Origin of the sequence: Dactylosporangium sp. NPDC051541 (assembly GCF_044454505.1) — a bacterium.
Classification (GTDB): Bacteria; Actinomycetota; Actinomycetes; order Mycobacteriales; family Micromonosporaceae; genus Dactylosporangium.
This window is the reverse complement of the sequence record NZ_JBITDU010000014.1, coordinates 169,442-190,530: the sequence shown is the minus strand read 5'-3', so window position 1 is coordinate 190,530 and position 21,089 is coordinate 169,442. Positions and strand designations below refer to the sequence as shown.

Genomic DNA, 21,089 nt, shown 5'->3' with positions numbered 1-21,089 from the left:
GCGCCAAACGGTTCCCGAATCCCGATGGGACACGACCGCCGCGCGGGGTACTCAGCAGATGTGGGGGATGGAGATCGTCAACGGGTCGTGGTCGTCACCGGCGCTTCCAGCGGCATCGGCCGGGCGTCCGCGCTGGCCTTCGCGGCTGCCGGGTGCCGCCTGGTGCTGGCCGCGCGGTCGCGGGCCGGCCTGGAACGCGTCGCAATGGCCTGCCGGGCGCGGGGCGCACCGGTCCGCGTCGTCCCAGCGGATCTGGCCGAGCCGGAGAGCCTGGTCGCGGTCGCGGCCACGGCGGTGGCGGAGTTCGGCGGCATCGACGTGTGGGTCGACACGGCGGCGGTGATGGCGTACGGCCGGTTCGAGGACGTGCCCGCCGACGTCTTCGAGCACGTCGTACGCACCGACCTGCTCGGCGCCGCAGCGGTAGCGCGGACCGCGCTGCACCGGTTCCGCGCACAGGGCCACGGAGTCCTGATCTTCGGCGGCTCGCTGCTGGGCACGATCGCGGCGCCGTACATGAGCAGCTACGTGACCAGCAAGTGGGGCCTGCGCGGCCTGGTGCGGGTCCTACGCCAGGAGACCCGCGACGCCCCCGACATCCACGTGTGCCTGGTCGCGCCGGGCGCCGTCGACACCCCGATCTACCGCAACGCGGCCAACTTCGCCGGCCGCATCGGCCGCCCACCACCGCCGATCGCCTCGCCACACACGGTGGCCCGCGCTATCCTCCGCTGCGCCACACACCCGCGCGCCACGGTCACGGTAGGCTGGACGAACCGGTTCATCCGCTTCGGTTTCGTAGCCCTGCCCGGCGTCTACGACGCGCTGGTCGGCCCGCTGATGCGAGCCGGCGGCCTGTCCCGCGAGCCCGTCGCACCCCACCGCGGAAACGTCTTCGAACCACTACCGACACCGCCGGACGGCACCGGCGGCTGGACACACCAGACCGCCGCCGCAGCCGCGATCCTGGCCTCCGCCGCAGCGGCGCTCACAGCGGCAACGGTGACCGCCGCCGTCGCCGCCCGCCGCCGACGGTAGACGGCCTCCTTCACGGCGCAGGCGTCGCGTCGAGCCGCGCCGGGCTGTGCCGCGTCCGTGTGATGGCCGGGCTGCGCCGGGCTGCGCTGCGTCGGGCCGCGTCGGGCCGCGTCGGGCCGCGTCGGGCCGCGTCGGGCCGGGCCGGGTCGCGCCGGGCCGGGTCGCGCCGGGCCGGGTCGCGCCGGGCCGCGTCGCGTCGCGCCGGGCCGGGCTGCGCCGCGTCCGCGCGATGGTGACGTCGGGCCGCGTCGGCGCGGTGGCTGGGCCGTGCTGCGTCGGGCTGCGTCGGGTTTGTGAGGTGGCCGGGTCCGCGTCGAACTGTGCCGGGTCCGTGTTGGGCTGTGCTGGGCTTGACCCGGCTCTATGGGCGGCGGCGTTTCTGCGGGATGCCGACGGCCAGGTTGTCGAGCATCAGGTTGAGGGCGAAGTCGAAGCGCTCGTGGCCGGTGCCTGCGGTGAGTTCGGTGGCGTACCGGCGGACCTGCGGGAACTCGTCCGCGGGCAGGTCGGTCAGGGTACGCACGAGGTCCTCGCGGCTGGCGACCCACTCGTCATCGGTGCTCGCGCGGCGCTGGACGACCATCGAGCGCTCCAGGGCGTAGCCGGCGACGTACAGCGACAGTGCGTCGATGGCCCAGGCGGCGGTCTGCGGGGCGACGCCGCCGGCGAGGAGGATGGCCAGCATGCCCTCGCTCACTCGTAACGTGTCGAGGTTGCCCGGGGCGAGGGCCAGGGCCGCGCGGGAGATGCCGGGATAGCGCAGGTACTGGTCTCGAATCCGGCCGCACACCGTGTGGATCTGCGCCCGCCAGCTCGCCGGGTCGGGCTCCGGCAGGTCCAGCTCAGCGCAGAGCCGCCCGATGATCAGCGCGTCGATGTCAGCTTTGTTGACGACGTGCGCGTACAACGATGCCGGCCCCGTCCCCAGCACCGCCGCGATACTGCGAACCGTCAACGCGTCGTACCCGGTCGTGGCGACAACCTCAAGTGCGGCGTCAACGATCCGCTCAACCGTGATCGGCGGCTTCCGCGTCGAAACCCTCGGCGACATGCATCGCACCCTACCGTGTGACGAACTAAGTTCCGAATCGACGAACAAAGTTCCAACCAGCCTCACCGCCCGGAAGACCTCCGCACGAAGCCCGTCCCCATACCTGGCGGGGGGTGGGTGGGCGTCGGGCGCTGGTGGGGTGATGATGTGTCGAAAGGCTGGTGGCGGGAATAGGCGGCTCCATGGCCGAGATCACTGCGCACCATGGGCTGCTCAAGGACACCGCGCTGCACGTTGACGATCACGGTGGTCCTGGGCGGGCGGTTGTGTTGTTGCATGGGTGGCCGCTGTCCGGGGAGTCCTGGAAGGCGCAGGTCCCGGCACTGTCGCAGCGTGGCTATCGGGCCATCACCTACGACCGGCGGGGGTTCGGGCGTAGCGACAAGCCGCTCACCGGGTACGGGTACGACACCCTTGCCGAAGACCTGCGCACCGTCCTTCAGGAGCTCGACGTCCGTGATGCCACGCTTGTCGGGTTCTCCATGGGGGGCGGGGAAGTGGCTCGGTACCTGGCCAACTACGGTGCGGAGCGAGTCCGTAGCGTGGTGTTCGCCGCGGCCGTCACGCCGTACATGATGAAGACCCCCGACAATCCGGACGGGCCGCTCGCGCCGACCAAGGCCGCCTCGATGACCGCGAGCCTTACCGCGAACAAGGACAAGTTCTACGACGAGTTCCTCACCGAGTTCTTCTCCGTCGGCGGGCAGCTGCAAGTGACCGAGCAGCAGCGCCAGGAGGCCCTCGCCCTGGCCGGGCAGGCGGGCAAGATCCCGGCGCTGGAGTGCATGACCGCGTTCGCCAACACGGATTTCCGCGACGACCTCAAGAACATCACAGTGCCCGCATTGGTACTGCACGGAGACGGCGACGAGACCGTGCCGTACGAGGGGTCGGGGCGGCGCACCCACGCGGCCCTGCCCGGCAGCAAGCTCGTCGTTTTACCAGGCGCGCCGCACGGGTGCAACGTCAGTCACCCGGACGCGTTCAACGCCGCCCTCCTCGAATTCCTCGCCAACTGAGCCGGATAGCGGACCGGACGGTACCCTCAACATCCGTGGCGACGGAACCCCAACCTGAACTCCTCGACGCCTTCGCCGCGGACGCCGAGGTCGGCCGCGATTTGGCCGCGGTCGACTGGGCGGCGACTCCGCTGGGTGGCCCCGAGGGCTGGCCGCAGAGCCTGCGCACGGCGGTCAGCATCCTGCTGGCATCCCGGTTCCCGATGTGGATGGCGTGGGGGCCGGACCTGACGTTCTTCTGCAACGCCGCCTACCGGCGCGACACCCTGGGCCGCAAGTACCCGTGGGCCCTGGGCCGCCCGGCCAGCGAGGTGTGGGCCGAGATCTGGGACGACATCGGCCCCCGCATCGACACCGTGCTCACCAGCGCCACCGCGACCTGGGACGAGGGGCTGCTGCTGTTCCTGGAGCGCTCCGGCTACAAGGAGGAGACCTACCACACCTTCTCCTACAGCCCGCTGCGCGACGACGACGGCGCCCTGACCGGCATGCTCTGCGTCGTCAGCGAGGAGACCGACCGGGTCATCGGCGAGCGGCAGATGGCGACGCTGCGCGACCTCGGCTCCGACCCGAGCGTGGTGCGCACCGAGCAGGAGATGCTGGCCTTCACGGCCGAGCAGCTCGCCCGCAACCCGCGGGACCTGCCGTTCACGCTGACCTACCTGTTCGACGCCGACGGTGACGCCCGCCTCGCCGCCGCGACCGGCCTGCCCACCGGGCACCGGGCGGCCCCGGCCTATCTCGTCGCCGGGGACAGCACCGCGGTCTGGCCCCTGGCCGGGGCGGGGCAGGCGCCGGTCCTGGTCGAGCTGGACGGGCCCGCGTTCACCGACCTGCCCGACGGCGGCTGGCCCGACCCGCCGGCCCAGGCGCTGCTGCTGCCGCTGTTGCAGCAGGGCGGCTCGCCCTACGGGATTCTGGTGGCCGGCCTGAACCGGTACCGGCTCTCCGACGCTGGCTACCGCGGGTTCCTGGAGCTGACCGCCGGGCACGTCGCCACCGGCATCGGCAGCGCCCGCAGCTACCAGGCCCAGCAGCGGCGGGCCGAGGAGCTGGCCGAGCTGGACCGGGCCAAGACGGCGTTCTTCTCCAACATCAGCCACGAGTTCCGCACCCCGCTGAGCCTCATCATGGGGCCCGTGCAGGAGCTGCGCGACCGGCTCCCGGCCGGCCGGCGTGACCTGCACGACGAGGTCGAGGTGATCCAGCGCAACGCGCTGCGCCTGGGCAAGCTGGTCAATACGCTGCTGGACTTCTCCCGGATCGAGGCCGGCCGCATGCAGGCCAGCTACGAGCCGGTCGACCTGTCGCTGTTCACCGCCGAGCTGGCCAGCGTCTTCCGGGCCGCGGTGGAGCGCGCGGGGCTCGTGCTCGACGTCGACTGCCCGCCGCTGGACCGGCCCGTCCACCTCGACCGGGGCATGTGGGAGAAGATCGTCCTCAATCTGCTCAGCAACGCCTTGAAGTTCACGTTCGACGGCTCGATCCGGGTCGCGGTCGCGGCGCACGGCCAGGACGCGGTCGTCACGGTGACGGACACCGGCATCGGAGTACCCCCGGAAGAAATGCCCCGTTTGTTTGAACGGTTCCACCGCATCGCCACCGCCCGGGCGCGCTCCAACGAGGGCAGCGGGATCGGGCTGGCGCTGGTGCAGGAGCTGGTCCACCTGCACGGGGGGACGATCACGGCGGCCAGCCGGCCCGGTGCCGGCACGACGTTCACGATCCGGCTGCCGTTCGGCGCCGCCCACCTGCCGGCCGACCAGCTCGCCCCGGCCACCGGCAGCGACTCGGCGACCGAGACGGCCGAGCCTTTTCTGCGGGAAGCGCTGCGCTGGCTGCCCGGCGCCGACGAGGAAGGCCCGGCCCCGGTCGCGCCGATGGGTGCCGCGGACGGACCGCGAACCCGGGTCCTGGTCGCCGACGACAACGCCGACATGCGCGACTACCTGCGCCGGCTGCTCGCCGGGGCCTACGAGGTGACGGCCGTCGCCGACGGTGCGGCCGCGCTCGCCGCCGCCCGCGCCGAGCCGCCGGACCTGATCGTCAGCGACGTCATGATGCCCGGCGTCGACGGGCTCGCGCTCGTCGCGGCGCTGCGGGCCGACCCGCGCACGGCCGGCGTCCCGGTCATGCTGCTGTCGGCCCGGGCCGGGCAGGAGGCCGCCGTCGAGGGGCTGTCGGCCGGCGCCGACGACTACCTCGTCAAGCCGTTCGCGGCCCAGGAGCTGCTGGCCCGGGTCCGGGCCAACGTCGACCTGGCCCGGCTGCGCAACCACCACGCCCGGTGGCGGACCGCGCTCATCGACTCGCTGCAGGAGGGGTTCTTCGTCGCCACCGCCGACGGCACGATCGTCGAGATCAACGCCGCGTTCACCGAGATCCTCGGCTACCCGGCGAGCGAGCTGCCGTATCCGACGCCACACCCGTGGTGGCCCGACCCCACCGACCCGGCCGCCGACGAGCAGGTCGCCGAGCAGGCCCGGCAGGTCCTGGCCGGGCAGCACGGGACGATCGTCCTGCCGCTGCAGCATCGCGACGGCCACCGGCTGTGGGCGGCGGTCACCATCAACCCGGTGCACGACGACGCCGGCGCCCGGATGCTCGTCGGGACCCTGCGCGACATCACCACCGAACGGTCCGCGGCCCAGCGCGAGACCGCCCTCAACGCCATGAACCAGCGCCTCGCCGACGCCCGGACGGTGCCCGAGGTGCTGCGGGCGGCCGCCGCCCAGCTGCGCCGGCAGTGGCACGCGAGCGGCGTCACCGTCCGGGCCGGCGCCCTGTCGATCGCCGACGCCGCGACCGACGCCGAGGCCCCCGCCGTCCCCGACGACCTCCTGGAGCTCGGCCACTCGCGGATCCTCATCGAGATGGGCGCCGCCGGCCGGCCCGTCGGCGCCGGCACCACCCTCGACTCGCCGCTGGGCCCGGTGGCGATCCGGCTGGCCCTCGACCCGGCCCGCGGGTTCGGCACCGAGGACCAGACCCTGCTGCTGCTGGTGTGCGGCAGCATCGCCCAGGCCCTGCACCGGGCCTACGCCTTCGACCGGGAGCGCGAGGTCGCGGTCGCGCTGCAACGCTCGATCCTCGGCCCGGCCACGCTGCCGGCCGGCTTCGCCGTGCGCTACCAGCCGGCCACCCGGCCCCTCGAGGTCGGCGGCGACTGGTACGACGCCGTCGACCTGCCCGACGGGCGGATCGGCATCATGGTCGGCGACTGCGTCGGGCGGGGCCTGGCCGCGGCCACCATCATGGGCCAGCTGCGCTCCGCCGCCCGGGCCCTGCTGCTGCAGGCGACCGGCCCCGCGCAGGTCCTCTCGGCCCTGGACCGGTTCGCGGCGCTGCTGCCGGGCGCGTCGTGCACCACGGCGTTCTGCGCCATCCTCGACCCCGAGGACGGCGGCCTGGTCTACGCCAGCGCCGGGCACCCGCCGGCGATCCTGGCCCTGCCCGACGGCGAGCGGAACCTCCTCAACGGCGGCCGGGGCCTGCCGATCGGGGTGCCGCGGGGCGGGGAGCGGGCCGAGTCGGCCACCGTCGTCCCGGCCCGGGGCGTCCTGCTGGTCTACACCGACGGCCTCGTCGAACGCCGCCGCCGCCCGATCACCGTGGGCATCGACAACGCCGCCGAGGCCGTGCAGTCCCACCAGACGCTGCCGGTCGAGCAGCTGGCCGACCGGATCATGGAGCAGATGGTCGGCGCGGACGGCGCCAGCGACGACGTGGCCGTGCTGCTCTACCGGCACCCGGCCCCGCTGGACCTGTCCTTCGACGCCCGCAGCAGCGAGCTGGCCCCGACCCGGGCCGCGCTGCGGGGCTGGCTGCACCGGGCCGGCGTCGGTGCCCAGCTCACCCAGCAGGTGCTCGTCGCGGCCGGGGAGGCGTGCGCGAACGCCATCGAGCACGGGCACCGCAACGGGGCCGGCTGGGTCCGGCTGCTGGCCCGGGCCATGGGCCAGGACCTGCACCTGACCGTCGTCGACAACGGTGAATGGCGTCCGGCCCGGGACGAGCCGGACCCGAACCGGGGCCACGGCCTCAAGCTCATGCGTGCCCTCATGCAAAACGTCGATCTGCGCACCGGCGCCACCGGGACCACCGTCGAGATGTCCACGAGGATCACATCATGACCACGCCGCTGCAGATCATCAACGGCCGCACCGCGGACGGCGGCGCGCAGCTCAGCGCCGTCGGCGAGATCGACCTGACCAACGCCGAGGAGTTCGCGTCCCGGCTGCGCGACGCCCTGAGCCCCGGCGCGCGGCTGCTGGTCGACCTGACCCGGGTCGACTATCTCGACAGCGCCGCGCTGGCCACGCTGTTCACGCACGCCGAGCGGCTCGACATCCGGATCAGCCCGCTGAACGAGGCGCTGCTCATCTTCAGCGGCCTGGACCAGCTCGCGGCCGTGGAGGTCGTCCGCGGATGACCGCAGCCGACCTCGCCGGTGGTGACCAGCTGCGGCGCCTGCAGCAGATCACCGACACGGCGCTGTCCCGGCTCGGCGTCGAGGACCTCCTCGCCGAACTGCTCGTGCGCGCCCGCGAGCTGCTGCACGCCGACACCGCCACCGTGATGCTGCTCGACCCGACCGGCACCGAGCTGATCGCGACCGCCGCCAGTGGCCTGGAGCGCGAGGTCCAGCAGGGCATCCGGGTCCCCGTCGGCCGCGGCTTCGCCGGCACGGTCGCGGCCCGGGCCCAGCCCCTGGCGATCGAGCGGATCGACCAGACGACGGTCGTCAGCCCGGTCCTCATCGACGAGCACATCGCCGCGATGCTCGGCGTGCCGATGATCACCGGCGGGCAGCTCATCGGGGTGCTGTACGTCGGTGCCCGTACCTACCGCCGCTTCACCGCCGGTGATATCGAGCTGCTGCAGCTGGCCGCCGACCGCATCGCCCCGGCCACCCAGGCCCGGCTGCACAGCCTCGACCGGGCCGCCGCCTACGCCCTGCAGCGCAGCCTGTTGCCGACCCGCCCGCCCGACATCGCCGGCCTCGAGCTGGCCGTGCGCTACGTGCCCGGCGCCGACGTCGGCGTCGGCGGCGACTGGTACGACGTGTTCGACCTGCCGACCGGCAGCATCGGCGTCGCGGTCGGCGACGTCGCCGGCAACGGCCTGCGGGCCGCCGTGGTCATGGGCCGCATCCGGTCGGCGCTGCGGGCGTACGCCCTGGAGACCGACGACCCCGCGGACGTCCTGACCCGCCTCGACCGCAAGATCCACCGGTTTGAGCCGGGAGCCATGGCCACCGCGATCTACGCCGTCATCGACCCCACCCTGGAGACGATCACGATGTCGGCCGCGGGCCATCCGCCGCCCGTGTTCGCCGCTCCCGGTATCCCCGCCGAACTGCTCCCGATCCGGCCCAACCTGCCGCTCGGCACCGATATGGCCCTGCCCCGGCACAACACCGGCCTGGCGCTGCCGCCGGGCGGGACGCTGCTGTTCTACACCGACGGCCTCGTCGAGCGCCGCGCCCACCCGATCAACGAGGGCCTCGACCGCCTCGTGGCCGCGGTCGCCCCGGCCGGCCCGGACGAGGTGTGCACGACGGTGATGGCGACCATGCTGCAGGACGGCGCCGCCGGCGACGACATCGCGCTGCTCGCGGTGCGCCGCACGGCCTAGGCTGCCGTCCGCGGCTATGTTCTGTCAATGCTTGACAGATCGTGGCGCGTCGTCTTTGCTTTCGACATGCGTCGATGGCTGCTCGCGGGTGCTGTGGTCCTGACCGGTCTCGTCGCCGGGCCGAGCGCCGTTACCGAGGCCGCCGCGGCCACGCCGGTGCGGATTTTGCCGCTCGGCGCGTCGATCACGTGGGGCACCGCCTCCACCGACGGCAACGGCTACCGCGAGGAGCTGCGCCGGCACCTCGCCGACGACGCCGGGATCCCGGTCGACTTCGTCGGCTCCCAGCAGTCCGGCAACGGCCCCGACCGGGACAACGAGGGCCACCCCGGCTACCGCATCGACCAGGTCGCGGCCGGCGCCGACGCCTGGATCGCGGCGGCAGGCGTGACACCGCCCGACGTGGTGCTGCTCAACGCCGGCACCAACGACATGATCCAGAACTACGACGTGGCCAACGCGCCCGCGCGGCTCAGCGCCCTGATCGACCAGATCCTGCGGGCCGCACCGGCCGCGACCGTCATGGTGTCGACGCTCGTGCCCAACCGCGACGCGGCCGTCAACGCCCGGGTCACCGCGTTCAACGCCAAGGTGCCGGGCATCGTGCAGGCGAAGGCCGCGGCCGGGCAGCGGGTCCGGCTCGTCGACTTCTACGCCAACCTGGCCCCGGCCGACATCGGCGCCGACGGCATCCACCCGACCGACGACGGCTACTCGAAGCTCGCCAACGCCTGGTATTCGGCGCTGCAGCCGGTGCTGGGCGCCGGCCGCCCGTGGCCGCTGTTCCGGACCGACTTCGGCGCGACGGTACAGCAGCTCACGTGGACCGACACCGTGCAGGGCTCGAGCAACGTCGGCGGCTACTGCTGCGGCCTGACGAAGATGGAGTCCGGCCGCCGCGCCGAACTGGCCCACGGCGGCACCTACGCGCTGCTGTACTCGGGCAACGACCTGAGCGCGTCCGGCTCGTACTCGTACAACCGGCTCTACAACGTCCATCTCGCGATCACCGCCGGCACCACGCTCACCTACTGGATCTACCCGCAGCAGGCGAACGGCACGTACGTGGCCCTCGACCTGTTCCTCACCGACGGCCGCAGCCTGCGCGACTCCGGCGCCGTCGACCAGTACGGCGTCCGGGCCCACCCGCAGTACCAGGGCCAGGGCGGGCGCCTGCTCACCGGCCAGTGGAACCGGGTCACGGTCAACCTGACACCCCTGGCCGGCGGCACGGTCGACCAGATCCGCATCGGCTACGACCAGCCCGCGAACACCGGCCTGTTCCGCGGCTACCTCGACGACATCGACGTCACTCGTCCGGTCGCCTGACGGGAAGACGATTGGCCGACCTCACTGTGGGAACAGGGCTATGGCAGTACCTGAACAGTGAGGAGTTTCGCCATGGCCGACGATAAAGAGCCGCGGGAAGTGGGGCGCACGGCCGCCGACGAGCCCGAGAGCCCGCCGAACAAGCCGACCGCCGAGCAGGGGCCGGACGAGCTCAGCGCGCTGCCGAAGCAGTCGTACTGGCAGGTGCTCAAGCGCACCGTGAAGGAGTTCGGCGACGACAGCATCACGGTGTGGGCGGCCGCGCTGACCTACTACGGCGTGCTGTCCATCTTCCCCGGGATTCTGCTGCTCGTCACCGTCCTGCGGCTGTTCGGCCAGGACACCGTGCAGCGCGTGATCGACAACATCGGCGACGTGGCGCCGGGCTCGGCCGGGGCCATCCTCGGCGACGCGGCCAAGAACCTGCAGGAGGGGCAGCAGTCCACGGCCGGGCTGCTCGCCGTCGTCAGCATCGTCGGCGCGCTGTGGTCGGCGTCGGGCTACATCGGCGCCTTCATGCAGGCCTCGAACGCCATCTACGACGTGCCGGAGGGGCGGCCGGTGTGGAAGACGCTGCCGATCCGGGTCGGCATCACGATCGTCACCGGCGTGCTGCTGACGGCCGCGGCGCTCCTGGTGGTGTTCACCGGGCCGGTGGCCGAGTCGGCCGGGCGCTGGGTCGGCGCCGGGGGCGCGGCCGTGACGGCCTGGAACATCGCGAAGTGGCCGGTGCTCGTGGCCCTCGTCGTGCTGCTGTTCGCGATCCTGTACTGGGCCTCGCCGAACGCCAAGCACGGCGGCTTCCGGTGGGTCAGCCCGGGCAGCATCCTCGCCGTCGTCATCTGGCTGATCGCCAGCGCCGGGTTCGGCTTCTACGTGGCCAACTTCGGCTCCTACAACAAGACGTACGGCAGCCTGGCCGCGATCATCATCTTCCTGATCTGGCTCTGGATCTCCAACATCGCGATCCTGCTGGGCGCCGAGTTCGACGCGGAGCTGCAGCGCAGCCGGGCCATCCAGGCCGGGCACTCCGAGACCGACGAGCCCTACGTCGACCTGCGCGACACCCGCAAGCTCAAGAACCTGAAGAAGCAGCCGCGCTCGGCCTGATTCCCGCCTCCCGGCCGGCCCGCAGCTCGGGCCGGCCGCCGGGGTGCCCGACGGTGGCGGCGCAGGCCGCTCCGCCGGGGTCCTGACAGTGGCGGCGCAGGCCGCTCCGCCGGGGTGCCCGAGATCCTCAGGCGACCACGCGGAACGTGTCGAGCTTCGCGTCGGTCGCGTCCGGCACGACCATGCCGGCGGCGAGGCCGGAGCGCAGGTAGTCGACGATCTCGGCGCTGATCCGCTCACCGGGGACGACCGCCGGGATGCCCGGCGGATACGGGGTCAGCTGCTCCGCGCTGACCCGGCCGACGACCTTCGCCGCCGGGACCTGCTCGGCCGGGCCGAAGAACGCGTCCCGCGGCAGGATCACCGGCTCCGGCTCGAACTGCTGCGGCGACGGCAGCCGGACCGGCTTCGGCCGGTGCAGGCCCGGCGCGGCCGCGACCAGCCGGGTCATCGCGTCGACGAGGCGGTCGGCGCTGGCCTCGTCGTCGGCCATCGACATCGTCGCCTCGACCCGGCGGTGGTCGGACAGGCCCACGTCGATCAGGCAGTGCTCGCGCAGCCAGTCGGCCGCCTGGTAGCCGCTGATGCCGAGCTCGGCGAGGTCCATGAGCACGTGCATCGGGTCGAGGTCGTGGCTGGCCTCCTCGGCCACGAGCTCGTCGTGCAGGACCCGCAGGCCGTCGATGGCGCCGAGGCGCCGGCGGACGTCGGCGGTCAGGGCGAGGGCGTCGGACAGCAGCCGGTGCCCGTGCTCGACCATCTGGCGGCGCCAGCCGTCGATGCCGGCGTAGACGATGACGTTGGGGCTGGTGGTCATCAGCAGGTCGGCGCAGGCCGACAGGTGGGCGGGGTCGACGAGGTCGCCCTGGGTGTGGAAGACCGAGCCCTGCTCGAAGCCGGAGCCCATCTTGTGCACGCTGACCACGCAGACGTCGGCCCCGGCGTCCATCGCCCAGGTCGGCAGGGGCAGGTGCGCGCCCCAGGCCTCGTCGACGATCAGCGGCTTGCCGCGGCGGTGGCAGACCTCGGCCAGGGCCTCCAGGTCGGCGCAGGTGCCGTAGGGCGTCGGGCTGACCACGAGCGCCCCGGCGGCGTCGGGTGCCGGTCCCAGGCCGCCTCGAGGGCCTCCGGCGATGGCGGGTGGGCGAGGTGCAGGTCCTCGTCGTAGCGCACCGGAATCCACCGCGGCTCGATGCTGGCGAAAACCAGCCCGGCCACGATCGACTTGTGCGAGTCGCGGCTGAGTAGCAGCTGGCCCTGGCCGCCGGCGACGGCGAGCATGGCCGCCTTCACCGACAGGGAACTGCCGGCGGTGGCGAAGAACGCCGTCTGCGCCCCGACCGCGTCGGCCATCAGCCGCTCGGCGGTCGACAGGTACTTGTTCGAGGACGACCGGTCGTCCAGCCCGGCCGAGGCCAGCACGTCCGCGCGGTAGGTGTCCGCGCCGAGGGCGGCCCGGGCCCGCGGGTCGGCGCCGCGACCTTGGCGGTGCCCCGGCGGTGTGTATCCGTAGCGACCCAGCCGGTGGTACTCCTCCAGCGCGTCGAGCAGCGGTGCCTGACGCTGATCCATTCGGTACTGTCCCACGGGAGTGCTCTACCACCCTTCGGGCCGATGGAAACGATCCTCATGCCACTTCGTGAACGGCTCATCGACCTGCGCCGGCAGCTGCACCGGGAGCCCGAGATCGGCCTTGACCTGCCGCGCACGCAGGCCCGGGTCCTGGCCGCGCTGGACGGGCTCCCGCTCGAGGTCGCCACCGGCCGGGCGCTGTCGTCCGTGACCGCGGTGCTGCGCGGTGCCCGCCCGGGCCCGGTCGTGCTGCTGCGCGGCGACATGGACGCACTGCCGGTCACCGAGCGCACCGACCTGCCCTACGCGTCCGAGGTCCCCGGCGCCATGCACGCCTGCGGCCACGACCTGCACACCGCGGGCCTGGTCGGGGCCGCGCACCTGCTGGCGGCCCGGCGCGAGGAGCTCGCCGGCGATGTCGTGTTCATGTTCCAGCCGGGGGAGGAGGGCCACAACGGCGCCGGTCTGATGATCGAAGAGGGGGTACTGCACGCGGCCGGACGGCCCGTCGACGCCGCCTACGGCCTGCACGTCCTGGCCACCGACTTTCCCCGCGGCGTCTTCGCGGCCCGGCCCGGCCCGCTGATGTCGGCCTCGGCCGGCCTGTTCGTGCGGGTCGTCGGCTCCGGCGGGCACGGCTCGGCGCCGCACGACGCGGCCGACCCGATCCCGGCCGCGTGCGAGATGGTGACGGCGCTGCAGACGATGGTGGGCCGCCGCTACAGCCCGTTCGAGCCGGTCGTCGTCACCGTCGGCGCGTTCCACGCCGGGACCCTGCGCAACATCATCCCGGACGAGGCGGTCTTCGAGGCCACGGTCCGCACGTTCAGCGCCGCGGCCGGTGAGCGGATCGCGGCCGAGTCGGTGCGGCTGTGCGAGGGTATCGCGGCGGCGCACGGGCTGCGGGCCGAGGTGCGGTTCATCCCGGAGTACCCGGTGACGGTCAACGACCCCCACGAGTCGGCCTTCATCGCCGAGACGGCCCGCGACCTGTTCGGCTCCGAACGATTTCAGGACATGGAGCATCCGGACCCCGGCTCGGAGGACTTCTCCCGCGTGCTGGAGCGGGTGCCGGGCGCCTACTGCTTCCTGGGCGCGGCCGTCGCCGACGAGCACCGGGGGCTGCCCAACAACCACTCGCCGCGGGCCCGGTTCGACGACAGCGTGCTCTTCGACGGCGCCACGCTGCTGGCCGAGCTGGCAGCGCGGCGCCTCGCGTCGCCGGGTTCTTAAACCTCGTCGGGGTCGCCGCCGGCCCGCTCGACGTCGGCCCGCTGGTCGGACTGGCCGACCGGGGTGCCGTCCTCGGCGTCGCGCTCGATGCCGTCGCCCCGGTCCGGGTCGTCGGCCAGGTCGTCGGTGAGCGCAACGGGCACGACGGGCGGCAGCGGCTGCCCCTGTGGTGTCGTCATGATGGACCTCCAGGCGTGGGTATCGACTCTCGTCATACCCGCGCCCGCGGCGGCATACACAGCGCCGCGAGCGGCCGGTCCGCTCAGTCGGCCGCGGCCGCCTCGGCGGTGCGGTACACCGGAAGGATCCACGTCAGGTTGGTGATCTGCAGGACGCTCTTGACCATGGGCTGGACGGCGGCCAGGCGCAGCCAGCCACCGGTGCCGGCCAGGGCCGCACGGGTGCGCACCAGCAGGCTCATGGCGCTCGAGTCGGCCAGCGGGACGTGCCCGAGGTCGAGGATCACCCGGGGATGAACTTTGGGGTCGACGGCGGCCAGCGCGTCGGCCAGCGGCGTCAATGTGTCGAACAGTAGCCGGCCGGTCACGCGGACGATGAGCGGGTCGCCGTCGAGCATCTGCACCGCGACCATGTCCGCCGCGTTGTCGCCGTTGCCCCCGTCGCCGATGAAGGAAGATCGCACGTTGATGAGTTTATCCGGCGCGGTCGGCGAGCGGCCCGCGCGGTTGTGCGAGAGGGTGGGGTGGTGTCGTCCACCGATCAGCGCGAGCCCTGGCCCTGGCGGGCGGCGGTCGCCGACCTGCTCCAGCGGACCCGGCTGGCCCAGCCCGACGAGCTGGCCACCGAGGTGAGCGCGGCCGCCGCGCCGCTCGGACTGGCCGCCACGATCTACCTGGTCGACCAGGAGCAGCGGACCCTCTGGCCGGTGCCGCGGCCGGAGGTGGCGACGCCCGAGCCCCTCCCGGTGGACACCACCGTGGCGGGGCGGGTGTTCATGACGGTGCAGCTGGTGCTCGACGGGCCCGAGGTGTGGCTGCCGCTGCTGGACGGCACCGAGCGGCTCGGCGTGCTGCGGCTGACGACCGGCGGTGGCGCACCCCCGCCCGACCAGGGTTTCCAAGCCGGCTGCGACCTGTTCGCCCAGCTCGTCGGCCACATGGTGGCGACCAAGATTCCCTACGGGGACGCGCTGGTCAGGGTCAAGCGGACCCGGCGCATGTCGGAGGCGTCGGAGCTGGTGTTCCGGCTGCTGCCGCCGCTGACGTTCGTGTCGCGCCGGATGGTCGTCTCGGCCATCCTGGAGCCCTGCTACGAGGTCGGCGGCGACGGTTTCGACTACGCCTCCGCCGAGTCGTCGCTGTTCTTCGCGATCTACGACACCGCCGGGCACGAGCTGCGCGCCGGGCTCGGCACGGCGACGGTGATGTCGGCGATACGGGCCGCCCGGCGGGCCGGTGACGACCTGGTCGCGCTGGCCCGGTCCGCGGACCTGGCGCTGGAGCGCTACCTGCCGGAGCTGCGCTTCACCACGGCGGTGATCGGGGAGCTCGACGTCGCGACCGGGCGGCTGCGTTACGTCAACGCCGGCCACCCGCGCCCGCTGCTGCTGCGCCACGGCAAGGTGGTGCGCAGCCTGGACGGCGGGCGCCGGCTGCCGCTGGGCCTGGACGACGCGCGGGCCGAGGTCGGCGAGGAGATGCTGGAGCGCGGGGATCGGCTGCTGCTGTACACCGACGGCGTCACCGAGACCCGCGAGCACGGCGAGCTGTTCGGGGCCGACCGGCTGGCCGAGCTGTTCGAGCGCACGGCCGGAGAGCTGCCCGCGCCGGAGGCCCTGCGCCGGCTGTGCCACGCGGCCCTGGCCCGCTATGACGGCCCGCCGTCCGACGACGCGACGCTCATGCTGGTCGAGTGGTCCCACGACGCGGTCGAGGCGATGATCCCGACGGCATAGCGCGCCCGGCCCGCGGGGGCGGGCACGCGGACGCGGGAGACACCGACGGGGCAGCCCCGATGTCTCCCGCGAGTTCGTGATCCGCTACGACGTGACGGTCTGCTTGACGTCCGCGGTGGCGTCGCGGGCCGTGCCCTTGGCCGCCTGGGCCGTCGTCTGGGCCGCGTCCCGGGCGGTGTCGCCGACCTCGGCGGCCGCGTGCTTGGCCCGGTCGCCGAGGTCCTGGGCCGCCTCGGTGAGCGGCTCGCGGACCGCGTCGGCCAGCTCGCCGGCGTGGTCGCGGACCTGCCGCCCGGCCCGCTTCTCCAGCTCGCTCGCCGGCAGCAGCGACGCGGTGAGCAGCCCGGCGCCGAAGGCGATGAGGCCCACCGCGATCGGGTTGCCCTGCGCCTGCCGCCGCACGGCGGCCGGGGCCTGCTGGACCTTCTCCGCGACGTCGCCGGCGGTCTCCCGCACGGAGTCGGCCGCGCTCGACGCCTTGTCGCGGACGGTGTCCGCCGCGCCGGACGCCTTGTCCTGCACGGTGCTGCCGGCGTCGGAAGCGGAACCCATCACGCGGTCGCTCATGCCGCGCACCCTCGCCTTCGTGTTGTGCCAGCCCCGCCGCGCGATCCGCTTCGGGCTGGTCCGTTCGGTGAGCCGGTCGACGTCGTGCGCCAACTGCGCCCGGGTCACCTCGATGTCGTCTCGGATGTGGTCGGGTTCTTCAGCCACCGGGCGTCCTCCTTCAGTGTCTCGACGGTCTGCTTGGGCATCGGGGAGATGTCCTTCGCCCGGTTGCGGGCGGTCGCGAACAGCGCGGCGGCGGCGATGCCCCACAGCACGCCGACGATGAGCGCGGCCCAGCCCAGATCCATCACATTGCCGAGGGCGTACGTCAGCGCGAAGCTCAACATGATCGCCGTGAGCAGGCCGGCGACGCCGGCGCCGCCGAACATGCCGGCCGCCTTGCCGGCCTTGCCCGCCTCGGCCCGGATCTCGACCTTGGCCAGCTCCACCTCCTGGCGGAACAGCCGGGACAGGCCCTCGCTGATATCACTGATGATCTCGCCGATCGAGCCGGGCTCCTCGGGCACCGGGCTCCGGTCGTACTGCGGCGCGGTCATGGCCGCGGGCCCGCCGGGCCGGGGTACCCCGTCGTCGTGGTGACGACGGCGGGCTGCGTGTACGGCGTCTCGACGTACGGCGTCTCCGGGTACGGGGTCACGGGCACCGGCGCCACCGGTGCGACCGTCGCCGGCGGCGGGGTCAGCCGCTGCGTGTCACCGGTGGGGCCGGACGGGCGGACCGCCGCCCGGTCGGGCTCGTCGTCGCGGGCGCTGAAGACGCCCTTGCCGAGCCGCCCGACCACGAACCCGGCGGCCGCGGCGGCGAGCAGGAACGTGCCCGGCTTGCGGCGCGCGAAGTCCTGCACACCGGCGAGAACGCCCTCCGGGCCGTTCTCGGCCAGGTAGTCGGCGATCCGGCGGCCGCCCTGCGACACCTGCGTCACGACCTTGCTGGCCGGGGAGTCGCCGCGCTCGCTGACCATCTCGTCGAGCTCGTCGGCGAAGCGCCGGACGCCGTCGGCGAGGCGGTCGTTCTGGTTGCGGGCCTCGGTGCCGACGCGGTCGCGGACGTCGTGGGCCAGGTTGCGGGCCTGTGCCTTCGCCTCGCCGGCGACGTTCGCGGCCTGGTCCTTGGCCGTGCCCGCCGTGTCGCGCACCGCCGAACCGGCGGTGCCGAGCGCCGCGGACGCCTTCTCGCGGGCGCCGCCGCCGTCGGACCGGCTCTCGTATTCGACCTCTGCCATCTTTCCTCCATGGCTTGCGGGGATGGGCCGCCGTGTACCCGGGCCGCGCGGAGGCAACCAAATTCCGGTGAATGTGTCACTGGAGTGGTGCGGGGTAGCCGCCTCATATGCGTAGAACTGCGATCCCGGTGGCCGTCGTGCTCACGGCCGGCCTGGGCGTCGGCGTCCTGGTGGCCCGCCGCCGCCGCGCCTTCGCCCCCGACCGCTGGCACAGCGTCACCGTCAACTGCTCGCCGGAGGAGCTCGACCCGCTGCCCGCGCCGCTGGACGAGCTCGGCTTCCCGGTCGAGGTCCGCATCCAGCCGGCGCCGGGGGACCGGGGCACGGAGCTGGCGGCCCGGGTCGCACCGGGCGCCGACCCGGAGCGGGTGCGGCGGCTGCGAGCGGCGCTGCGGGAGGCCCGGTCCCTGGCCGAGGTCGGCGAGGTGCTGCGCCCCGACGCCCCGGCAACGACGAAGCACACGCTGACCGGTGCGCCGCTGGCCTATGCGACCCGGCACGGACGCGAGGAGGGTCGACTGTGAGGGCGCTGCTGTGGCAGGGCGTGAACAAGGTCGGGGTGGAGGAGGTGCCGGACCCGGAGATCCGCAACAGCGGCGACGTCATCGTCAAGGTGAGCCGGACCGTGACGTGCGGCTCGGACCTGCACCTGCTCGGCGGGTACATCCCGTTCATGCGCCAGGGCGACGTCCTCGGCCACGAGTTCCTCGGCGAGATCGTGGAGGTCGGGCCGGGTGTGCGCAAGCACAGCGTCGGCGACCGCGTGGTCGTGTCGTCGTTCATCGCGTGCGGTCGCTGCTGGCACTGCCGCCGGGAGGAGTACTCCCTCTGCGACAACGGCAACACCAACCCCGCGATCACCGAGGAGCTGTGGGGCGCGGCACCGGGCGGCTGCTTCGGCTACTCCCACGCCATGGGCGGCAACGCCGGCAGCCACGCCGAGTACATCCGGGTGCCGTTCGCCGACGTCGGCGCGTTCGCGGTGCCGGACGGCGTCAGCGACGAACGGGCGCTGTTCGCCTCCGACTCCGCCGCGACCGGCTGGATGGGCGCGGACCTCGGCGGCGTCAAGCCCGGCGACGTCGTCGCGGTCTGGGGCGCGGGCGCGGTCGGGCAGATGGCGGCCCGCGCGGCCATGCTGCTCGGCGCCGAGCGGGTGATCGTCATCGACCGGTACGGGTATCGCCTCGACATGACCCGCGAGCACGTCGGCGCCGAGACGCTCGACTACACCGCGACCGACGTCAGCGCCGAGCTCCTCGAACGCACCGGCGGGCGCGGCCCCGACGTGTGCATCGAGGCGGTCGGCATGGAGGCCCACGCGAGCGGCCCCCAGCACGCCTACGACATGGTGAAGCAGCAGCTGCGCCTGCAGTCCGACCGCCCGGCCGCGGTCCGCTCGGCCATCTACAACTGCCGCAAGGGCGGCAGCGTCTTCGTCCTCGGCGTCTTCGCCGGGCTGATCGACAAGTTTCCGCTGGGCGCCCTGATGAACAAGGGCCTGACGCTGCGCGGGGCGCAGATGCACGGTCAGCGGTACATCCCGATGCTGCTGGACCGCATGGCGAAGGACGAGCTCGTGACCGAGCACCTGGCCACACACACCATGCCGCTGGAGGAGGGCCAGGCCGGCTACGACATGTTCAAAGACAAAGTGGACGGTTGTGTCCGCACCGTCTTCACCCCATAAACCGATGCCGCATTGGTACTGCCAGTCAGTGGGGCCCGGTCCGCCCGGTGAAGTCCGGGCGGGCCATCGCACCGCCGTCCTCGTCGAGTGTCTGCTGAATGCCCGCGTCGTTGCCCGACTCGTCGTCGGTCTGGCCGTCGTCGGCCGAGGTCGCGACCGCGTCGACCAGATCGGCGAGCGGCAGGCGCTCCTCGTCGCGCCAGACGCCCTCGGGCCGCCCCGCGCCGGTGTTCGTGTCGTTGCTCGTCATGCCCCAAGCGCTACCCGAGCGGGCGACCGGCAAACGAACGCGGTGTGTGGGCTCACCCGCGGCGGGTACGACATCGGCTATGCGTACTGACGACTACCCGAACCCGGTGTCCGACCCGGAGGCGGCCGGCCTGCCCGGCACCGCCGACGACGACTCCAGCGCCCGCGACGACGACGAGTCCGGCCGCATCGCCGACGGCCCCGACCCCGGCGCGCTGCCGCTGGACCGCGACGACCGGCCCCTGGCCGTCGACCACTTCGGCACGACGCCGGAGGAGGCCCGCGAGGGCGAGCCGCTCGACCTGAAACTCGAGCGGGAGGTCCCCGACCCGGCGCTGGAGGAGCTCGGCGCGGACCGGCCCGACGCGCGGCCCGTGACCGGCACCGAGGAGACGTTCGACCCCGACGCCCTCGCGACCGAGGTCGACGCGCTCGAGCAGGGCACCGTCATCGACGAGGCGCCGGTCGAGCCGAACCTCGACTCGCCGGTGTCCATGTACGACACCGGGATCGGCGGCGGCGACGGCAAAGTCGGGCGCCTGGTCGAGCCGGACGAGGGCCTCGGACCGGACGAGGAGAAGGACGCGATCGCCTACGACGCCGGCTCGGCCGGTGGCGGCGCGAGCGCTGAGGAGGCGGCGCTGCACGAGGTGCCGGAGCTCTGAGCGAGCGCCGCGACGGCCGCCCCGGCGGTCGTCACGGCGTTGTGCGCGGCGAGCGGGATCTCGGCGACGGCCGCGACCGGGGTGAGCCGCGCGGCCCGCTCCAGCCAGCGGCGCGGCGCGATCGGGTCCCGCTCGCCGCGCACGAGCAGCGTCGGGACAGTACCCACCAAAGGCAGTCGCTCGGCCATGTGATGCTCGACGCTTCGCCGCAGGGTGCCCAGCAGACGGCGGGGGCCGGCATCGCGGATGTCAGCCGCGAGGATCCGAGCCTGCCACGGGTCCTCGCGGGCCAGGTCGCGCAGCCACCGCCAGACCTGACCGGCGGCGGTCGGCGCGGCCGGGTCCACGGTCGGGCCGACGAGGACCAGCGCCGACACGAGATCGGGCCGGGCCACCGCCAGCTCCACCGCGACCTGACAGCCGAACGAGTTGCCGAGCACGCCGGCGGTGGCGATCCCGGCCCGGTCCATCCAGGCCGCGACGACCTCGGCGTGCCGGCGCGGCCCGTAGATCTCGCGGGGCTTGTCCGACAGCCCGAAGCCCGGCAGGTCCGGCACGTGCACGGAGGCCGGGACGAGCGCGGCGGCCGTCGGCATGAGGTAGCGGTGCGACACGGCCAGCCCGTGCAGGAGCACCCAGTCCGGCCCCTCACCGGCCAGGTGCTCCCGCACGTGCAGCCGCAGCCGCCCGACACCGACCAGGCGGCTGACGAACCCCAGGAACGGGCGCGGCGCGGCGACGGCGGCCCGGCGCTGCGTCGCGCTCATCCGGGCCATGTGGAGTCCCATG

At 73.4% G+C, this 21,089-nt stretch carries 22 protein-coding genes; 12 read left to right on the top strand and 10 right to left on the bottom strand.

Annotated features, from left to right (window positions below; genetic code table 11):
- Nucleotides 1–60: 60 nt before the first annotated feature.
- Entirely contained in the window at nt 61–1,038 is a 978-nt protein-coding gene (locus ACIA8L_RS43780) for an SDR family NAD(P)-dependent oxidoreductase (RefSeq protein ID WP_395914198.1), read from the top strand.
- 361 nt (nt 1,039–1,399) lie between these two features.
- Here the strand turns inward: ACIA8L_RS43780 and ACIA8L_RS43775 are convergent, their stop codons facing one another.
- The gene (locus ACIA8L_RS43775; RefSeq protein ID WP_395914196.1) at nt 1,400–2,089 is read right to left on the bottom strand and encodes a TetR/AcrR family transcriptional regulator; all 690 of its coding nucleotides are present in this window, start codon (nt 2,087–2,089) and stop codon (nt 1,400–1,402) included.
- A 182-nt stretch (nt 2,090–2,271) separates the two neighbouring features.
- On the opposite strand from ACIA8L_RS43775, the gene ACIA8L_RS43770 reads away from it, so the two are divergent.
- The 6 genes from ACIA8L_RS43770 to ACIA8L_RS43745 all read left to right on the top strand — a co-directional run bounded on the left by ACIA8L_RS43770 (nt 2,272) and on the right by ACIA8L_RS43745 (nt 11,184).
- On the top strand, nt 2,272–3,108 hold the full coding sequence (locus ACIA8L_RS43770) for an alpha/beta fold hydrolase (protein WP_395914194.1): 837 nt from the start codon (nt 2,272–2,274) through the stop codon (nt 3,106–3,108).
- 35 nt (nt 3,109–3,143) lie between these two features.
- Nucleotides 3,144–7,241, top strand: coding sequence for a SpoIIE family protein phosphatase (locus ACIA8L_RS43765; protein WP_395914192.1), 4,098 nt, complete (start codon nt 3,144–3,146; stop codon nt 7,239–7,241).
- Nucleotides 7,238–7,540: an STAS domain-containing protein gene (locus ACIA8L_RS43760; RefSeq protein WP_395914190.1), complete on the top strand. Its 303-nt coding sequence runs from the start codon at nt 7,238–7,240 to the stop codon at nt 7,538–7,540. The genes ACIA8L_RS43765 and ACIA8L_RS43760 overlap by 4 nt, the downstream gene beginning before the upstream one ends.
- Entirely contained in the window at nt 7,537–8,745 is a 1,209-nt protein-coding gene (locus ACIA8L_RS43755; RefSeq protein ID WP_395914188.1) for a PP2C family protein-serine/threonine phosphatase, read from the top strand. Before ACIA8L_RS43760 ends, ACIA8L_RS43755 begins: the two co-directional genes overlap by 4 nt.
- Nucleotides 8,746–8,811: 66 nt before the next feature.
- Nucleotides 8,812–10,074 carry an SGNH/GDSL hydrolase family protein gene (locus tag ACIA8L_RS43750; RefSeq protein ID WP_395914186.1) on the top strand — a complete coding sequence of 421 codons (1,263 nt, stop codon included), beginning with the start codon at nt 8,812–8,814 and terminating at the stop codon, nt 10,072–10,074.
- Nucleotides 10,075–10,146: 72 nt separating this feature from the next.
- Nucleotides 10,147–11,184: a YihY/virulence factor BrkB family protein gene (locus ACIA8L_RS43745; RefSeq protein WP_395914185.1), complete on the top strand. Its 1,038-nt coding sequence runs from the start codon at nt 10,147–10,149 to the stop codon at nt 11,182–11,184.
- Nucleotides 11,185–11,311: 127 nt separating this feature from the next.
- Here ACIA8L_RS43745 and ACIA8L_RS43740 read toward each other — a convergent pair whose 3' ends face one another.
- Both ACIA8L_RS43740 and ACIA8L_RS43735 read right to left on the bottom strand, forming a co-directional pair.
- A complete protein-coding gene (locus ACIA8L_RS43740; RefSeq protein WP_395914183.1) occupies nt 11,312–12,262 on the bottom strand; it encodes an aminotransferase class I/II-fold pyridoxal phosphate-dependent enzyme in 951 nt (316 codons plus the stop codon).
- Nucleotides 12,181–12,756, bottom strand: coding sequence for a hypothetical protein (locus tag ACIA8L_RS43735; RefSeq protein ID WP_395914181.1), 576 nt, complete (start codon nt 12,754–12,756; stop codon nt 12,181–12,183). The genes ACIA8L_RS43740 and ACIA8L_RS43735 overlap by 82 nt, the downstream gene beginning before the upstream one ends.
- A 42-nt stretch (nt 12,757–12,798) precedes the next feature.
- Between ACIA8L_RS43735 and ACIA8L_RS43730 the strand changes: the two genes are divergently transcribed.
- On the top strand, nt 12,799–13,989 hold the full coding sequence (locus ACIA8L_RS43730; protein WP_395914179.1) for a M20 family metallopeptidase: 1,191 nt from the start codon (nt 12,799–12,801) through the stop codon (nt 13,987–13,989).
- Here the strand turns inward: ACIA8L_RS43730 and ACIA8L_RS43725 are convergent.
- Nucleotides 13,986–14,168: a hypothetical protein gene (locus ACIA8L_RS43725; protein ID WP_395914177.1), complete on the bottom strand. Its 183-nt coding sequence runs from the start codon at nt 14,166–14,168 to the stop codon at nt 13,986–13,988. The genes ACIA8L_RS43730 and ACIA8L_RS43725 overlap by 4 nt on opposite strands.
- 83 nt (nt 14,169–14,251) lie before the next feature.
- Complete coding sequence (locus tag ACIA8L_RS43720; RefSeq protein ID WP_395914176.1) at nt 14,252–14,632, bottom strand: STAS domain-containing protein; 381 nt, start codon at nt 14,630–14,632, stop codon at nt 14,252–14,254.
- A gap of 63 nt (nt 14,633–14,695) precedes the next feature.
- Here ACIA8L_RS43720 and ACIA8L_RS43715 point away from each other — a divergent pair, with 63 nt between their 5' ends.
- Nucleotides 14,696–15,904 (top strand): PP2C family protein-serine/threonine phosphatase, encoded by a 1,209-nt coding sequence (locus ACIA8L_RS43715; protein ID WP_395914174.1) that lies wholly within the window; start codon nt 14,696–14,698, stop codon nt 15,902–15,904.
- 84 nt (nt 15,905–15,988) lie between these two features.
- Here the strand turns inward: ACIA8L_RS43715 and ACIA8L_RS43710 are convergent, their stop codons facing one another.
- From ACIA8L_RS43710 to ACIA8L_RS43700, 3 genes are read right to left on the bottom strand one after another with little or no spacing between them, the layout of a single operon-like run.
- Nucleotides 15,989–16,618 carry a DUF3618 domain-containing protein gene (locus ACIA8L_RS43710; RefSeq protein ID WP_395914173.1) on the bottom strand — a complete coding sequence of 210 codons (630 nt, stop codon included), beginning with the start codon at nt 16,616–16,618 and terminating at the stop codon, nt 15,989–15,991.
- Nucleotides 16,576–17,010, bottom strand: a complete 435-nt coding sequence (locus tag ACIA8L_RS43705; protein WP_395914171.1) for a phage holin family protein — start codon at nt 17,008–17,010, stop codon at nt 16,576–16,578. Before ACIA8L_RS43705 ends, ACIA8L_RS43710 begins: the two co-directional genes overlap by 43 nt.
- Nucleotides 17,007–17,696 carry a hypothetical protein gene (locus ACIA8L_RS43700; protein WP_395914169.1) on the bottom strand — a complete coding sequence of 230 codons (690 nt, stop codon included), beginning with the start codon at nt 17,694–17,696 and terminating at the stop codon, nt 17,007–17,009. The genes ACIA8L_RS43705 and ACIA8L_RS43700 overlap by 4 nt, the downstream gene beginning before the upstream one ends.
- Nucleotides 17,697–17,803: 107 nt before the next feature.
- On the opposite strand from ACIA8L_RS43700, the gene ACIA8L_RS43695 reads away from it, so the two are divergent.
- A complete protein-coding gene (locus ACIA8L_RS43695; RefSeq protein WP_395914167.1) occupies nt 17,804–18,220 on the top strand; it encodes a hypothetical protein in 417 nt (138 codons plus the stop codon).
- The gene (locus ACIA8L_RS43690; RefSeq protein WP_395914165.1) at nt 18,217–19,386 is read left to right on the top strand and encodes a zinc-dependent alcohol dehydrogenase; all 1,170 of its coding nucleotides are present in this window, start codon (nt 18,217–18,219) and stop codon (nt 19,384–19,386) included. Before ACIA8L_RS43695 ends, ACIA8L_RS43690 begins: the two co-directional genes overlap by 4 nt.
- 25 nt (nt 19,387–19,411) lie before the next feature.
- Here the strand turns inward: ACIA8L_RS43690 and ACIA8L_RS43685 are convergent, their stop codons facing one another.
- Nucleotides 19,412–19,636: a hypothetical protein gene (locus ACIA8L_RS43685; protein ID WP_395914163.1), complete on the bottom strand. Its 225-nt coding sequence runs from the start codon at nt 19,634–19,636 to the stop codon at nt 19,412–19,414.
- A gap of 79 nt (nt 19,637–19,715) precedes the next feature.
- Here ACIA8L_RS43685 and ACIA8L_RS43680 point away from each other — a divergent pair, with 79 nt between their 5' ends.
- Complete coding sequence (locus ACIA8L_RS43680) at nt 19,716–20,300, top strand: DUF5709 domain-containing protein (RefSeq protein ID WP_395914161.1); 585 nt, start codon at nt 19,716–19,718, stop codon at nt 20,298–20,300.
- Here ACIA8L_RS43680 and ACIA8L_RS43675 read toward each other — a convergent pair.
- The gene (locus tag ACIA8L_RS43675; RefSeq protein ID WP_395914159.1) at nt 20,228–21,088 is read right to left on the bottom strand and encodes an alpha/beta fold hydrolase; all 861 of its coding nucleotides are present in this window, start codon (nt 21,086–21,088) and stop codon (nt 20,228–20,230) included. The two genes, ACIA8L_RS43680 and ACIA8L_RS43675, sit on opposite strands and share 73 nt — an antisense overlap.
- Nucleotide 21,089 lies beyond the last annotated feature (1 nt).

Coding starts and splice junctions, on each gene's coding strand:
- ACIA8L_RS43770 (WP_395914194.1), top strand. CDS start 2,272: ATGGCCGAGATCACTGCGCACCATGGGCTGCTCAAGGACACCGCGCTG.
- ACIA8L_RS43695 (WP_395914167.1), top strand. CDS start 17,804: ATGCGTAGAACTGCGATCCCGGTGGCCGTCGTGCTCACGGCCGGCCTG.
- ACIA8L_RS43730 (WP_395914179.1), top strand. CDS start 12,799: ATGGAAACGATCCTCATGCCACTTCGTGAACGGCTCATCGACCTGCGC.
- ACIA8L_RS43680 (WP_395914161.1), top strand. CDS start 19,716: ATGCGTACTGACGACTACCCGAACCCGGTGTCCGACCCGGAGGCGGCC.
- ACIA8L_RS43725 (WP_395914177.1), bottom strand. CDS start 14,168: ATGACGACACCACAGGGGCAGCCGCTGCCGCCCGTCGTGCCCGTTGCG.
- ACIA8L_RS43745 (WP_395914185.1), top strand. CDS start 10,147: ATGGCCGACGATAAAGAGCCGCGGGAAGTGGGGCGCACGGCCGCCGAC.
- ACIA8L_RS43705 (WP_395914171.1), bottom strand. CDS start 17,010: ATGACCGCGCCGCAGTACGACCGGAGCCCGGTGCCCGAGGAGCCCGGC.
- ACIA8L_RS43750 (WP_395914186.1), top strand. CDS start 8,812: ATGCGTCGATGGCTGCTCGCGGGTGCTGTGGTCCTGACCGGTCTCGTC.
- ACIA8L_RS43755 (WP_395914188.1), top strand. CDS start 7,537: ATGACCGCAGCCGACCTCGCCGGTGGTGACCAGCTGCGGCGCCTGCAG.
- ACIA8L_RS43685 (WP_395914163.1), bottom strand. CDS start 19,636: ATGACGAGCAACGACACGAACACCGGCGCGGGGCGGCCCGAGGGCGTC.
- ACIA8L_RS43700 (WP_395914169.1), bottom strand. CDS start 17,696: ATGGCAGAGGTCGAATACGAGAGCCGGTCCGACGGCGGCGGCGCCCGC.
- ACIA8L_RS43760 (WP_395914190.1), top strand. CDS start 7,238: ATGACCACGCCGCTGCAGATCATCAACGGCCGCACCGCGGACGGCGGC.
- ACIA8L_RS43735 (WP_395914181.1), bottom strand. CDS start 12,756: ATGGATCAGCGTCAGGCACCGCTGCTCGACGCGCTGGAGGAGTACCAC.
- ACIA8L_RS43675 (WP_395914159.1), bottom strand. CDS start 21,088: ATGGGACTCCACATGGCCCGGATGAGCGCGACGCAGCGCCGGGCCGCC.
- ACIA8L_RS43775 (WP_395914196.1), bottom strand. CDS start 2,089: ATGTCGCCGAGGGTTTCGACGCGGAAGCCGCCGATCACGGTTGAGCGG.